Below are 13,592 nucleotides of genomic sequence, written 5' to 3'. Positions count from 1 at the left end.
CTCACGACCACCTGGACCGACTACGCGGCTTGCCTGCCCCGTTCACCAGGAGAAAGATCCCCGGCATGACCGGAGGAGCCAGCGGTACCCGAAGCCTGTCCATCGGCTCGATCCTGCTGTGGGTCGTGCGCATCGCGCTCGCCGCCGAGTTCCTTTACAGCGGCTACCTGCTGTTCGCGGGCGGCCACACCGAACAGACCTTCGCCGAGATCGGGCTCGGGCAGTGGCTCCGGTACGTCACCGGCGTGCTCGAGGTCGCCGGCGCGATCGGCCTGCTGATCCCCCGCTTCGGCGGGCCGTCGGCGCTGCTGCTGGCGGGCGTCATGGTGGGCGCGAGCGTCACGGAACTGTTCATCCTCGCCAACGGGGGCCCGGTCCTCCCGCTGATCCTGCTGATCGTCTGCGCGACGCTGGCCTGGTTCCTCCAGGATCAGACGCGCGCGCTGCTCGGGATCCAGCCGCCCGAAGACGACGAGGACGACCGCTAGGCGAACGCGCGCCACCCTTACACCGAACGGCGCAAAGGTCGCCCGCCGAATGCCCCGATCACCGGGACGGACAAAGAAAAACCGCATGTCAGCCCGCCTCGCGAGGCGCTGACGAGCATGCCGAAATCCGATCATCAGCGTGATCATCCGCTCACTCAAGGTTAAAGATTGCGGCTCGTTTACAACGAACCGGCCACCCGCTTGACAGTCGGAGTGGTACGTACCACGCTGCCCGCATTGGTCTACACCATTTTGTGGGAGCTCGGCATGGTGGCCGGGCATCGAAAGGACGGCACGAGTGAAGCGCTGGCTCAAGATGGCTGCGGGCGCCGCCGCCATCACCCTCGCGACGGCGGGCTGCGCCGGTTCCGGCAGTGGCGACAGCACGAATTCGAGCGCTGCGGCCTCGAACGGCTCGCTCACGGTCTGGCTCATGACGGGGACCGCCCCGGAAGCACTGACGAACTCGCTCCACAAGGAATTCGAAGACGCGCACCCCGGCGTCAAGGTCAAGTACGAGATCCAGCAGTGGAACGGCATCCAGCAGAAGCTGACCACCGCGCTGGCCAGTGACAACCCGCCGGACGTGATCGAGCTGGGCAACACCCAGACCCCCGCGTTCGCGAACCAGGGCGTGCTCGCCGACCTCACGTCGAGCGTGAACGACTTCAACGGCGCGCAGTGGCTGCAGGGCCTCAAGGCTTCGGGCGAGTTCGACGGCAAGACCTACGGCGTCCCGTTCTACGCGGCCAACCGCGAGGTCATCTACCGCAAGGACATGTTCGAGCAGGCGGGCATCACCGCGACGCCGAAGACGCGCGCGGAGTGGCTCGACGCGATCACCAAGCTCAAGGCCAAGTTCGGCAGCGACCCCGAGTTCCAGGCCCTCTACCACCCCGGCCAGAATTGGTACGAGCTGCTGTCCTACATCTGGGACGAGGGCGGCGACATCGCCCAGGCCAACGGCAAGTCCTTCAAGTCGACCCTGGACTCCCCGCAGGCGAAGGCCGGGCTCGAGTTCTACAAGCAGCTCACCGACGCTTCGGGCACCAAGGCCCCGAAGGACGCCGACGAGGCCACCCCGCAGCAGGCCGGCATCTACGGCGCGGGCAAGGTCGCGATGATGATCGGTGTCCCGGGTGAGGTCGACACCGCGGCGAAGACCGACCCGAAGATCAAGGAGAAGTCGGGCGCCTTCGCGATCCCGGGCAAGACCGCCGACAAGTCGGCCCCGGTCTTCCTGGGCGGCTCGAACCTGGTCATCCCGGCCAACAGCAAGAACGCGGCCGCGGCGAAGGACTACGTCAAGCTGTTCTCCACCCCGAAGTACCAGACCGAGCTGGCCAAGGCCGGTTACGTCCCCGGTACCTCGACCGACGTGTCCGCGCTCGACGCGAACCCGCTCACCAAGGTGATGGCCGAGGCTTCCAAGAACGGCCGCGCCGTGCCGACCAGCCCCAAGTGGGGTGACGTCGAGTCCGGTCAGAACCCGATCAAGGACATGCTGACCGCCTACCTGACCGGAACGAAGACGCTCGACCAGGCGACCGCCGACGCCAACGCAGCGCTCGACAAGCTCATCGGCGGATGACCACGACGAAAGATGTGACGATGCCGGCGGGGGCCACCCCGCCGGCATCGCCGCGCATCAAACCCCCGAAGTCCAACCGGCGCCTCCGCCTCGGCGAGCGGACGGCGCCGTACCTGCTGATCCTTCCCGCACTGGTCGCGATCCTGGTCCTGCTGGGCTGGCCGACGCTGCAGCTGATCGGGATCAGTCTCCGCAAGCTCGATCTCCGTGAGCTGGTCTCCGGGGAGATGGTCTGGATCGGATTCGAGAACTTCTCCGAGATCCTGTCCGATTCGGAGTTCTGGGAGATCACCGTCCGGACGCTGGTGTTCACCGCGTCGGTCGTGCTCCTCACCCTGCTGCTCGCGCTGCTCATGGCGGTGCTGATGCGGCATCTCAACCCGGTGGTCCGGGTGATCGTGCAGGTCGCGCTGATCCTCGCGTGGGCGACCCCGGTGGTCGCGACGACCACGGTGTTCCAGTGGATCTTCGACCAGCAGTACGGCATTTTGAACAAGACGCTCGCGAAACTCGGTTTCGAGAGCTTCATCGGGCATTCCTGGTTCTCCACCGGCCCGAGCACGCTCACCGTCATCGGGATCCTGGTGGTCTGGCAGGCCGTGCCGTTCGTGGCGTTCACGCTCTACGCCGGGCTCCTCGGCGTCCCCAAGGAGCAGTACGAGGCCGCGGGTATCGACGGCGCCAACGCCTGGCAGGCGTTCTGGGCGGTCAGCTGGCCGGCGATCCGGCCGATCCTGACCATGGTCACGTTCCTGTCGGTGCTGTGGGACTTCAAGTTGTTCGCCCAGGTGTGGGCGATCCGTCAAGGCGGACCGGACGGCGCCAGCACGACGCTGCCGGTCTACATGTACCTCAAGGGCCTCGCGGGCAACCACTTCGGCCTGGCGGCCACCGCCGCCCTGCTGATGATGCTCGTGCTGATCCTGCTCACCGCCCGGTACGTCCAGCTGCTGGTGCGCACGAAGGAGGCCGACCTGTCATGAGGAAGTCCCTGACCCAGCGGATCGGCCTCGGCACGCTCGGCGTGGTCGTCGCCCTGCTGTTCGTCTTCCCGACGTACTGGATGTTCACCTCGTCGCTGAAGACCCCGGGCCAGGTCCTGTCCCCGGACTACGACCTCGTCCCGCTTTCGGTGACGTTCGAGAACTTCGTCTCGGCGCTGACGAAACCCGGTTTCACCACCTACCTCGCCAACAGCCTGATCGTCACGCTCGGCGCGGTGCTGTGCTCGCTCGTCGCGGGGGTGCTGGCCGCGGTTCCCTTGTCCCGTATGCGTTTCCGTGGACGCAAGGGGTTCCTGCTGCTGGTGCTCGTCGCCCAGCTGGCGCCGTTCGAAGCGCTGCTGATCCCGATGTACCTGCTGATGCGCGACGCCGGGCTGCTCAACCAGCTGCCTTCGCTGCTGCTGGTGTACTTCGCGGCGACGCTGCCCTTCACGTGCTGGATGCTCTACGGCTTCGTCAACGGCATCCCGTACGACCTCGAAGAAGCCGCGATGATCGACGGATGCAGCCGGGCAGGTGCCTTCCGCCGGGTGACGCTGCCGCTGCTCGCGCCCGGACTGGTGACCACCTCGGTGTTCAGCTTCATCACCGCGTGGAACGAGTTCCTGTTCGCGTTCGTGTTCATGCGCGACCAGAACAAGCAGACGCTGCCGGTGTGGCTCTCGTCGTTCCGGACGGCGTTCTCCGTGGACTGGGGCGGCATCATGGCGGCGTCGGTGATCTACGCCGTGCCCGCGCTGGTGTTCTTCATCATCGTCCAGCGCAAGCTCGTGTCCAACCTGACCGCAGGCGCAGTGAAGGGGTAATCCTTGTCTTCACCGGAAAAGCTCGCCGCTTCCGTTCTCGTACCGGGCTTCGACGGCACCACCGCGCCGGATTGGCTGCGCCGCAAGGTGGCGGACGGTCTCGGCGGCGCGATCCTGTTCGGCCGCAACGTGGTCGACGACGAGCAGGTGGCCGCGCTGAGCGCGCAGCTGCGGGCGGAACGGCCCGACGTCCTCGTCGGCATCGACGAGGAGGGCGGTGACGTCACGCGGCTCGACGTCGCCACCGGCTCGTTCGTGCCGGGGCCACTCGCACTCGGCGCCGCGGACGACGTCGAGCTGACGACCTCGGTCGCGGCGGCGCTCGGCGAGCGGCTGGCCGCGTGCGGGGTGACGATCAGTTTCGCCCCGTGCGCGGATCTCACGCTGGCGGCGGAGGATCCCTCGATCGGGGTCCGGGCGTTCGGTTCGGATCCGGTGAAGGCGTCGCCGCATGTGGCGGCGTTCATCACCGGGCTGCAGAAGTACGGCGTGGCCGCGTCGGCCAAGCATTTCCCCGGGCACGGGGCGGCGACGGACGATTCGCACCACGCGCTGCCGGTGCTGCCCCGGACCGAGGCGGAACTGCACGAGATCGAACTCGTCCCGTTCAAGGCGGCGATCGCGGCGGGGGTGCGCGCGGTGATGACCGGGCACCTCGTCGTGCCCGCGTGGGGTGAGCTGCCCGCGACGCTCAATCCGAAGGCGCTCACCGACGTCCTGCGCGGCGAGCTCGGCTTCACCGGCGCGGTCATCACCGACGCGCTGGACATGGGCGCCGTCGCGGGCGAACTCGGCAAGACCGAGGGCGTCGGACGGGCGTCGGTGCGGGCGCTGATCGCCGGAGCCGACGCGCTGTGCCTCGGCGGGGTGTCGTTCGAAGAGGACGAGCTGAACCGGATCGCGGCGGTCATCGCGGCCGCCGTCGAGTCCGGTGAGCTGCCGCTGGAGCGGCTGGTGGAGGCGTCGGAGCGGGTCGCCGCGCTCGGCACTCCCCCGGTGTCGACGCCGATCTCTCCGGTGGATCACCGGCTCGGCCTGGAGGCGGCGCGCAAGGCGTTGCGGATCCAGGGTTCGCCGAAGCTGGACGGCCCGCCGCTGGTGATCGACATCGAGACCGAGCCGATCATCGCGGCAGGCCCGATGCCGTGGGGGCTCGGCTCGCATCTGACCGAGCTCGTGCCCGGCACCCGGGCGCTCAAGGTCGGCGCGGACGGGATCTCGACCGCGATCGAGGCCGTCCACGGCGCCCGCGATCTCGTGGTGGTGACGCGCGAGGCGCACCGGCACCCGGAGGTCCGCGAATTCCTCGGCTGGCTGCGTGAGGCAGGCGTGGACTACATCCGGGTCGAGACCGGCGTTCCGGGCCCGGAGACCGACGGCCCGCGGATCGACACGTTCAGCGGGTCCTATGTCAGCCTCCGCGCCGCCGCGGAGTACCTGGCCTGATTTGCGCGTGAAGGCCCCCTTCACGCGCGTTATTCGGTTGCGGGGCCAAGGCGGGGGTGTTGTAGTCCTGGGGATCGGTTCCCGGCCTAGGAGATGATCGTCTTGCGAGTGACCACGTCCTTCCATCAGGTAATTCCCGCCTACCTCAAGGACGAGACCACTCGTGAAAACCCTCAATCTGGGGATTCTGGCGCATGTTGACGCCGGGAAGACGAGCCTGACCGAGCGGCTGTTGCACACCGCCGGGATCATCGGCGAGCCGGGCAGCGTCGACGACGGCAGCACGCAGACCGACACCCTGGCGCTCGAACGCGCCCGCGGCATCACCATCAAGGCGGCCGTGGTGTCGTTCGCCCTCGGCGACGTCACCGTCAACCTGATCGACACCCCCGGCCACCCCGATTTCATCGCCGAGGTCGAACGCGCGCTCGGCGTTCTCGACGGCGCGGTCCTGGTGCTGTCGGCGGTCGAAGGCGTCCAAGCCCAGACCCGTGTCCTGATGCGGACCTTGCGGCGGCTGGGCATCCCGGTGCTGCTGTTCGTGAACAAACTGGACCGCCGCGGCGCCGATCCGGAACGCGTTTTCCGGGAGATCACCGAGAAACTCACGCCAACGGCCGTCACGATGGCTCCCGATCGGGTGATCGATCTGCTGGCGACGCTCGACGAGGACTTCCTCACCGAATACCTCACCGCCCCGGACGCGTTCACGCCGTCGCGGCTGCGTGCCGAGCTCACCGCGAAAGTCGCCGAAGGTCGCGCGCATCCCGTCTACTTCGGGTCCGCGATCACCGGCACCGGGATCGACGCGCTCCGCGACGGCATCGAGAACCTGTTGCCCGCCAAGGAAGCCGACGTCCACGCGCCGTTGTCCGGCACGGTGTTCAAGGTCGAGCGCGCGCCGGGCGGCGAGAAGATCGCCTACGTGCGGCTGTTCTCCGGCAGCGTCTCCGTACGCGACAAGGTCCCGCTCGGTGACGACGAAGGAAAGGTCACCGCGATCAGCGTTTTCGACCACGGCGGGGCCGTACCGTCGGCGTCGGCCGGCGCCGGGCGGATCGCGAAGATTTCAGGGCTCGACGTCCGGATCGGGGACGTACTCGGAGCGCGGCCGCCGATGCGGGAAGCGCGGTTCTCGCCGCCGACGCTGGAAACCGTCGTCTCGCCGGTGCGCCCGGCCGATCGCGGACCGCTGCACCAGGCACTCACCCGGCTGACCGAACAGGATCCGCTGATCGGCCTGCGGCACGACGAGGTCCGCCAGGAGACTTCCGTTTCGCTGTACGGAGAAGTGCAGAAGGAGGTCATACAGGCGACGCTCGCGGACGAGTACGGCGTCGACGTCACGTTCAGCGAGACGACCACGATCTGCGTCGAACGCCTCCGCGGCAACGGGTCGGCCGCCGAGCTCATCGGCACGTCGTCGAATCCCTTTCTGGCCACGGTCGGACTGCGCGTCGAACCCGGGAGCGGGATCTCGTTCCACCTGGAGGTCGAACTCGGCTCGATGCCGTACTCCTTCGTCAAAGCCGTGGAGGACACGGTGAGGAAGACGCTGCGCGAAGGCATTCACGGCTGGGAGGTGCGCGACTGCGCGGTGACGATGACGCATTCCGGCTATTACGCCAGGCAAAGCCACGCCCACGGCACCTTCGACAAGAGCATGTCCAGTACCGCGGGCGATTTCCGCGATCTGACGCCGCTGGTGCTGATGGCGGCGCTGCGCGAGGCCGGGACGACCGTGCACGAACCCCTGCACCGGTTCACCCTCCAGACTCCGGCCGACACGCTCGGCCCGGTGACCGCGCTGCTCGCGCGGGCACGCGCCGTCCCGCGGACGACGCTCACAAAGGGCGGGACGGCCGAGATCGAAGGCGAGATCCCGGCGGCGAAAACCCATGAGGTGCACCAGCTCCTGCCCTCGGCGACCCGAGGGGAGGGTGTGCTGGAGACGGCGTTCCACGGCTACCGGCCCGTCCGGGGAGCGGTGCCGTCGCGATCGAGGACCGATCACAACCCGTTGAACCGCAAGGAATACCTGCTACGCGTGCTGCGGCGCGTCTGAAGAACGGAGAACGTCATGGTTTCACGGCTCGGGGTCAGGATCCCGCGCGAGCTGCCCGCCGCCCGGCTGAAGAGTCTTGCCCAGCGCGCGGAGCAGGAAGGCTTGGACGAGGTCTGGATCGTCGAGGACTGCTTTTACGCGGGCGGGATCGCGACGGCGTCGGCGGTGCTGGCGGCGACCGAGAAGATCACGCTCGGCATCGGGATCATGCCCGCCGTGGCGAGGAACCCGGCCATCGCGGCGATGGAGATCGCGGCGATGGCGGAGCTGTACCCGGGACGGCTGATCGCCGGATTCGGGCACGGGGTACCGAGCTGGATGCGGCAGATCGACGCGTGGCCGAAGTCGGCGCTCGCCGCGTTCGAGGAGACGCTCACGGTCATCCGGCGGCTGCTGGCGGGTGAGCGGGTTTCCTTCGAGGGCAAGCACGTCCGGCTCGACGAGGTCGAACTGGAATTCCCGCCCGCGCTGCCGCCGAAGCTCGTCGCCGGTGTCCGCGGCCCGAAGTCGCTCGCGGCGGCGGGCCGGGTCGCCGACGGGACGCTCCTGGCCGAACCGGCGACCCCGGAGTACGTCCGCGCGACGCGGGACCTGATCGGCGTCGAAGGCCATTCGATCGCCGCCTACAACTGGCTGGCCCTCGACGCCGATCAGGATCGGGCCCGCGAACGCGCCCGGTCCGACGTCGCTTCCGCGATCGGGCCGAACTCCGGTCCGGCGCTGGAGCCGCTGGACTTCGGCGCCGAACTATTGGCCGAGGTGAAGGCCGCTACCGACCGCCAAGACCTGGCCCGGCGGTTGCGGCCCGAGTGGATCGACAGGCTGAGCATCAGCGGCCCGCTCGACCGGTGCGTCGAGCAGATCCGCGCCCTGTACGCGGCCGGGACCGAGTCGGTCATCCTGCTCCCCCTGCTCGGGGAGCCGGAAGAGGAGTCCTTCGCCGCTGCGGGCCGGATCGCCTCGGCCCTGCGCGGCTGACCCCCTCCGCATTCGTCCTCTGAATGCGGTCAGGGGGCGGCGGCGCCTGGGGTGAAGGGGACTTTCCCCACATCTGATGCGGCGAAAGTCCCCTTCACAACACCCGAGCGACCGCGTTTAGTCCTCTGGATGCGGGCGGGAGTCGAGCGCCCTGATCACGGCGACCATGTCCTCCTCGCCGAGACCGAGCCGCGCGGTCTCGGCGTAGAGGGCGCGGGACGCCGAGATCAGCGGCAGCTCCAGGCCCGCTTCCCCAGCCGCCGCCGCGATCAGCTCGACGTTGGCCAGCACGTTCGCGATCGAGGCCTGCGGCGCGAAGTCCTCTTCGACCAGCTTCGGCGCCTTGACCCGCAGGATCGGGCTGGCGAGCTGCCCCGCGCCGAGCACGTCGGCGAGCAGGCCGAGATCCAGCCCGTGCGCCCGGGCGAAGTGCACCGTCTCGGCCAGCGAAGTCACGACCGCGGTCAGGTGCACGTTGACCGCCAGCTTCATCAGGAGCCCGTTCGGGACCGGCCCGCAGTACACGGTTTCCCGGCACATCGGCCCGAACAGTTCCCGGACCTCCTCGACCACGGCGGGGTCGCCCGCGAGCATCGCGACCAGCTCCCCCGCCTCCGCCGGGACACGCGAACCCGAAACCGGCGCCTCCACGTACTTCGCCCCCGCCGCGACGAGGTCCGCCTCCAGCGCACGGGAATGGCCCGGCGCCGTCGTTCCCATGTGGACGATCGTGCGGCCCGCCACCCGCCCGGCGAATTCGGGCCCACCGCGTCCGAGCACGGCGTCGACGGCGTCCGCGTCCTTGAGCATCAGGATCACGACGTCGCAGCGCGCGAACAGGTCGGCGACGTCGGCCACCTGGTCGCCCTTGCCCGGCGTGCGGTTCCACCGGAGCACCGGGATCCCGGCCCGCACCAGGTTCCGTGCCATCGGCTCGCCCATGCTGCCCAGCCCGGCGAAGCCGACTCGTTCGAGGTCCATGGGCTCCACTCTGCTGCACGGGAGGACGACACCGGACCCGGTGCGACGATTGCGGCGGAAATCGCGAGGAATGCCCCGCGACGCGACGACGAGGAGCGAGCACGATGGCCTGGCCCGAGAAGGACACCCGTCGAGTCTCGCTTCGCGACGGCCAGACGTTCCTCTGGCACCTCGACGCCGACTGGGAACGGACGACGCGCGCGATCCGCGTCAAGGAAGACGGCACCGACGGCCAGATCCTCGTCCTCGACCCGTACCACCACGCCTTCCTGCCGACTCAGACGCAGGTCCGCCGCGCCATTCACGACGCCTTCCGCGCCGGCTGGCGGCCCGCCATCCGGCTCCCGCCACTCGAGATGGTCTTCGACGGCGAGCATTTCCGCCGCCGCGAAGACTGAACCGATCAGAACGGGTGCTCCATCCACACGTTCGCCTCCACGTACACCCCGCAGTCCCGCTCGATGTCCGCGTGCACCGGCGCGATCCCGCCGGGGATCACGTTGTCGCCGTCGACGAGGTCGACGCCGCTCCACTCCTTCCAGTCCGCGATCGAGCCCGAGATGGTCACCGCGAACGGGCACACCTTGATCATCCGCGCGCCGAGCCGTTCGTGGGTGCGCAGCCAGCGGTCGGCGAACAGCCCGTCCTCGCGCCGCCGGAGGGCGTAGTCCTCCATGAGCACGCCGGGTTCGTCCTCCTTGCCGATCGGGCGCACGGAGACGATCAACCGCTTCAGCCCGGTCTCGGCCGCGCGCGCCTTCAGCGCCTTGAGCATCGGCGTGGACAGGCCGGTCCCGCGCATTCGCGGCGCCACAACGACTTCGAGGGCGCAGAGGGTGTCCGGCGCGCGGCCGTCCATGAGGTCCTGCGCGGCCCACTGGATCGCCTCGTCCCACCCGTGCGACGGCAGCTCCTGGCGGTCTTCGGCCGGATAGGTCAGCGGGACCGACAGGGCCCGCGCGATCGGCGCCCCGTCGTCGTCCAGCGCGATCAGGAAATACCGGGACCAGTGGCGCAGGAACCGGTCCGGCGTGATCATCTTGCCGCTGAACCCGGCGTAGATGAACTCACCGCCGACGTCGCCGAGGTTCAGCGCGGCATCGAGGAGATCGGGACGGGACGCAAGGTCGACGATTCGCATGCCGCCCAGTCAACCGAGCCGGTGATCTCCGCCGATAGCTGCTTCCGGGCGATGATCAAACCGGCTGACGCGGCGCCGCCTGCAACCGGGAGAGGACGTCGGTGAGCCTGCCCGCGGCGACGTCCCATTCCTCGAGGACGCTGCTGCGCGCGAGCGCCGACGTCCGCAGCGAATGGCGGAGTTCCGCGTCGAGCGACCACCGCAGCAACGCCGCCGCGAGTGCCGAAGGGTTGTTCGGCGGCACCAGCATGCCGGGCACACCGCCGCCGGGCGCGGTGCCGAGCGCGTCGTGCGCGCCGGCGGTTTCCGTGGCCACCACGGGGATCCCGCGCGCCAGCGCCTCGGCGACGACCAGTCCGGACGTGCCGCCGCGGGCGGGCAGGACGAGCAGATCCGCGCCGTCGTAGACCAGGTCGAGGTCCTCCGGCGGCTGGATGAGGCTGATCCGCGAACCGAGCCCGAGCCGTTCGACCGTCCAGCGCAGTTCGTCGACGTACGCGGGATCGTGGTGCGTCGCACCGGCGAACACGCATTTGAACGCCAGTTCGTCGACCATCGAAAGCGCCCGGATGAGCACGTCCTGGCCGTGACGCGCGGTCATGGGCGCGAGACACAGCAGCCGCGAGACGCCGTCGGCCCCGGCGGCGAGCGGCGCCGCGTCCGTACCGGGTGTCGCCACGTAGACGCGGGTCGGATCGAGGTCATGGCGGTCGATCAGCTGCCGGGCGAGCCACGGCCCGGTGGCGACGATCATCCCGGTCAGCCGCAGGGTCTCCCGTTCGCAGGCGTCGAGTTCGGCGGCCTGCGCCGGATCGAGCGCGGGATCGTCGGCGAGCGGCCGGTGCACCAGGACGGCCAGCCGGAGCCGCCGCGCGTGCGGGACGACGATCTCCGGGACCCCGCAGGCGACCGTGCCGTCGATCAGGACGACGGTGTCGTCGGGCAGCGCGGCGAGCGAACGGGCCAGTCTCGACCGGGACAGCGGCCCCGGCATCGGCCATTCCCCGGCGATCGGCAGTTCCAGCAGGGGAAGGCCGGTGGCCGGGAGGTTCTGGCACATCCGGCGGTCGTATTCACCGCTGACGTCCTCCGTTTCGCCCGGCAGGACGAAGACGACCGGTTCGGTCACGCGGACATTCGAGGTGAACACGGTTACCTCCAGATGCGGGCGCCTTATCTGGAGACACGGATACGGCGCCCGGTCGGTTCACATCCGGAGCGAGAAATCTCAGCCGCGCACGCGCGCGAGGGCCGCGACGATCTCGTCCCGCAGCCCGGCCCCGACCGCGATGGTGGCCGCCGAACGCACCGTGTGATCGCCGCCGTCGATGTCGACGACCACTCCCCCGGCCTCGCGCACCAGCAGGACCCCCGCCATCGTGTCCCACGGTTTGTTGGCGAGGATGACACTCGCGTCGAGTTTGCCGTCCGCGACCCAGGCCAGGTCGATCGCCGCGGAGCCGAGGAAGCGCACCCGCTGCACCCGGCCGCCGAGTTCCGCCAGCAACGCCATCCGGACGCGGTTCTTGACCTCCGCGCCCTCGCCGACCGCGAAATCGCCGATGCTCACGATCGCGTCGGACAGCTTTGTCGCTTTCGACGCCGTAAGACGTTCTTCGCCCGCGTACGCGCCTTGGCCCTCCACAGCGGTGTAGGTGACGTCGAGGAACGGCAGGGAGATCGCCGCGACCGTGCTCTTCAGACCGTCGACGAGCCCGAGCGAGACGCCGCACAGCGGAATCCCCCGCGCGAAGTTCGCCGTGCCGTCGACCGGGTCGAGCGCCCACCACAGGTCCTCGTCGCCCTCATGCCCGCGCTCCTCGCCGAGGATGCCGATCTCCGGGGTCTCGCGCGCCAGGAACTCGCGGACGGCGTCCTCGACGGCGAGGTCGACGTCGGTCACCATGTCACGATCACCTTTGGCGGCAACGGAAAACGACGTCATCGAGCGGATGATCCCGGTCGCCTTGGCGACGGCCTCGCGGGCAACGGACAACACTGCGGCGTGGTCGGTCATGTGGGTACCGTAGCCCGCGTGAACCTGTTCCCGACGGCCACGACGGCCGACGAAAGCGCCCGCGGCGCCGAGGTCGCGGTGCTGCCCGTCGGCAGTTTCGAACAGCACGGCGCGCACCTCCCGCTCGCCACCGACGCGGTGATCGCGACGACGATCGCCGACGCCCTCGCCGCGGCGTATCCGGTGCTGCGGCTCCCGCCGATCACCATCGGCTGCTCCCACGAACACGCGGATTGGCCGGGCACGGTCAGCATTTCCGCCGCGACGCTGTACGCCGTGGTGAACGACGTCGCCGCCTCGCTGCGCCGGTCCGGCGTGCCGAAGCTGGTGCTGGTGAACGCGCACGGCGGCAACTACGTCCTGTCCAACGTGGTCCAGGAATCGACGTCGCCGATGGCGCTCTTCCCCGGCGTCGAAGGCTGGCAGGCCGCACACGACGCGGCCGGGCTGGAAACGTCACTGGACAGCGACATGCACGCCGGCGAGCTGGAGACGTCCATCCTGCTCCACGCGCATCCTTCGCTGGTCCGGCCCGGTTTCACCGAGGCGGATCACCTCGCCGACGACCGGCGGCACCTGCTCACGGTGGGTCTGCGCCCGTACGCGGAATCCGGTGTGGTCGGGCGGCCTTCGCTGGCGACGGCGGAGAAGGGGCGGCTGGTGCTGGCGTCACTGGTGGAGAGCTTCGGGGACACCTTGGCCGTGCTCGGCTGAAGGGACTTTCCCCGTGGGTCATGCTGCTGTTCGCCTGTTCGGGCGGGTGGGCCGTCGGTACAGCGGGTCGTGAGTGTTCCGGGTCGTTCTAGTGCGCGGTAAGGCAAAGGTGGCGTGGGTGTGCCGCGCTCCGCCGGTCCGTGAAGACCTCCTGTCTGCCGTGAGGGTGAGGAAGGGGTACTTGCGGGCTTTCGCGACACAGGCGCCGGCGGCGAAGTGACCGCGGCGGGTGAGTGACCGGCGCGAAGGGAGCCTTCACCCCATCATCGACCCGTCCGCGACCACGACACGTTGCCTTACCCCTCAATAACCCTCTTTACCACTCCGGACACGTGATCGCCGCGAAATGTCTGTGGCGGCT

13 protein-coding genes are annotated in these 13,592 nt (G+C 69.2%); 9 read left to right on the top strand and 4 right to left on the bottom strand.

Going from position 1 to position 13,592, the window contains the following annotated elements:
- Nucleotides 1–65 precede the first annotated feature (65 nt).
- From AORI_RS47680 to AORI_RS47650, 7 genes are all read left to right on the top strand, one after another.
- A complete protein-coding gene (locus tag AORI_RS47680) occupies nt 66–488 on the top strand; it encodes a DoxX family protein (RefSeq protein ID WP_016331727.1) in 423 nt (140 codons plus the stop codon).
- A 298-nt stretch (nt 489–786) separates the two neighbouring features.
- Nucleotides 787–2,079, top strand: a complete 1,293-nt coding sequence (locus tag AORI_RS47675) for an extracellular solute-binding protein (protein ID WP_016331726.1) — start codon at nt 787–789, stop codon at nt 2,077–2,079.
- Complete coding sequence (locus tag AORI_RS47670) at nt 2,076–3,062, top strand: carbohydrate ABC transporter permease (RefSeq protein WP_016331725.1); 987 nt, start codon at nt 2,076–2,078, stop codon at nt 3,060–3,062. Before AORI_RS47675 ends, AORI_RS47670 begins: the two co-directional genes overlap by 4 nt.
- A complete protein-coding gene (locus tag AORI_RS47665; protein ID WP_016331724.1) occupies nt 3,059–3,889 on the top strand; it encodes a carbohydrate ABC transporter permease in 831 nt (276 codons plus the stop codon). The genes AORI_RS47670 and AORI_RS47665 overlap by 4 nt, the downstream gene beginning before the upstream one ends.
- A gap of 3 nt (nt 3,890–3,892) precedes the next feature.
- Nucleotides 3,893–5,335 (top strand): glycoside hydrolase family 3 protein, encoded by a 1,443-nt coding sequence (locus tag AORI_RS47660; protein ID WP_016331723.1) that lies wholly within the window; start codon nt 3,893–3,895, stop codon nt 5,333–5,335.
- A gap of 163 nt (nt 5,336–5,498) precedes the next feature.
- Nucleotides 5,499–7,400, top strand: coding sequence for an elongation factor G (locus AORI_RS47655; RefSeq protein WP_016331722.1), 1,902 nt, complete (start codon nt 5,499–5,501; stop codon nt 7,398–7,400).
- A 15-nt stretch (nt 7,401–7,415) separates the two neighbouring features.
- Nucleotides 7,416–8,378, top strand: coding sequence for an LLM class flavin-dependent oxidoreductase (locus AORI_RS47650; protein ID WP_016331721.1), 963 nt, complete (start codon nt 7,416–7,418; stop codon nt 8,376–8,378).
- A 117-nt stretch (nt 8,379–8,495) separates the two neighbouring features.
- Here AORI_RS47650 and AORI_RS47645 read toward each other — a convergent pair whose 3' ends face one another.
- On the bottom strand, nt 8,496–9,359 hold the full coding sequence (locus tag AORI_RS47645; protein ID WP_016331720.1) for an NAD(P)-dependent oxidoreductase: 864 nt from the start codon (nt 9,357–9,359) through the stop codon (nt 8,496–8,498).
- 104 nt (nt 9,360–9,463) lie between these two features.
- Between AORI_RS47645 and AORI_RS47640 the strand changes: the two genes are divergently transcribed.
- Complete coding sequence (locus AORI_RS47640) at nt 9,464–9,757, top strand: hypothetical protein (protein WP_016331719.1); 294 nt, start codon at nt 9,464–9,466, stop codon at nt 9,755–9,757.
- 5 nt (nt 9,758–9,762) lie between these two features.
- Here the strand turns inward: AORI_RS47640 and AORI_RS47635 are convergent, their stop codons facing one another.
- The 3 genes from AORI_RS47635 to AORI_RS47625 form a co-directional block, all read right to left on the bottom strand.
- Complete coding sequence (locus AORI_RS47635) at nt 9,763–10,500, bottom strand: GNAT family protein (RefSeq protein ID WP_016331718.1); 738 nt, start codon at nt 10,498–10,500, stop codon at nt 9,763–9,765.
- A 55-nt stretch (nt 10,501–10,555) separates the two neighbouring features.
- Nucleotides 10,556–11,650, bottom strand: coding sequence for a glycosyltransferase family 4 protein (locus AORI_RS47630; protein ID WP_016331717.1), 1,095 nt, complete (start codon nt 11,648–11,650; stop codon nt 10,556–10,558).
- Between the two features lie 78 nt (nt 11,651–11,728).
- Nucleotides 11,729–12,517 (bottom strand): inositol monophosphatase family protein, encoded by a 789-nt coding sequence (locus AORI_RS47625; protein ID WP_016331716.1) that lies wholly within the window; start codon nt 12,515–12,517, stop codon nt 11,729–11,731.
- Between the two features lie 18 nt (nt 12,518–12,535).
- Here AORI_RS47625 and AORI_RS47620 point away from each other — a divergent pair, with 18 nt between their 5' ends.
- A complete protein-coding gene (locus AORI_RS47620; protein WP_043848599.1) occupies nt 12,536–13,231 on the top strand; it encodes a creatininase family protein in 696 nt (231 codons plus the stop codon).
- Nucleotides 13,232–13,592: the final 361 nt, after the last annotated feature.

Origin of the sequence: Amycolatopsis keratiniphila, from assembly GCF_000400635.2 — a bacterium.
GTDB lineage: Bacteria > Actinomycetota > Actinomycetes > Mycobacteriales > Pseudonocardiaceae > Amycolatopsis > Amycolatopsis keratiniphila.
Note: the sequence above shows the minus strand (reverse complement) of the source record. Positions and strands in the feature narration are given on the sequence as shown.

What these genes read in the sequence shown, in the direction of transcription:
- AORI_RS47635 (WP_016331718.1), bottom strand. Translation starts at nt 10,500, where the DNA reads ATGCGAATCGTCGACCTTGCGTCCCGTCCCGATCTCCTCGATGCCGCG.
- AORI_RS47670 (WP_016331725.1), top strand. Translation starts at nt 2,076, where the DNA reads ATGACCACGACGAAAGATGTGACGATGCCGGCGGGGGCCACCCCGCCG.
- AORI_RS47665 (WP_016331724.1), top strand. Translation starts at nt 3,059, where the DNA reads ATGAGGAAGTCCCTGACCCAGCGGATCGGCCTCGGCACGCTCGGCGTG.
- AORI_RS47650 (WP_016331721.1), top strand. Translation starts at nt 7,416, where the DNA reads ATGGTTTCACGGCTCGGGGTCAGGATCCCGCGCGAGCTGCCCGCCGCC.
- AORI_RS47645 (WP_016331720.1), bottom strand. Translation starts at nt 9,359, where the DNA reads ATGGACCTCGAACGAGTCGGCTTCGCCGGGCTGGGCAGCATGGGCGAG.
- AORI_RS47640 (WP_016331719.1), top strand. Translation starts at nt 9,464, where the DNA reads ATGGCCTGGCCCGAGAAGGACACCCGTCGAGTCTCGCTTCGCGACGGC.
- AORI_RS47680 (WP_016331727.1), top strand. Translation starts at nt 66, where the DNA reads ATGACCGGAGGAGCCAGCGGTACCCGAAGCCTGTCCATCGGCTCGATC.
- AORI_RS47625 (WP_016331716.1), bottom strand. Translation starts at nt 12,517, where the DNA reads ATGACCGACCACGCCGCAGTGTTGTCCGTTGCCCGCGAGGCCGTCGCC.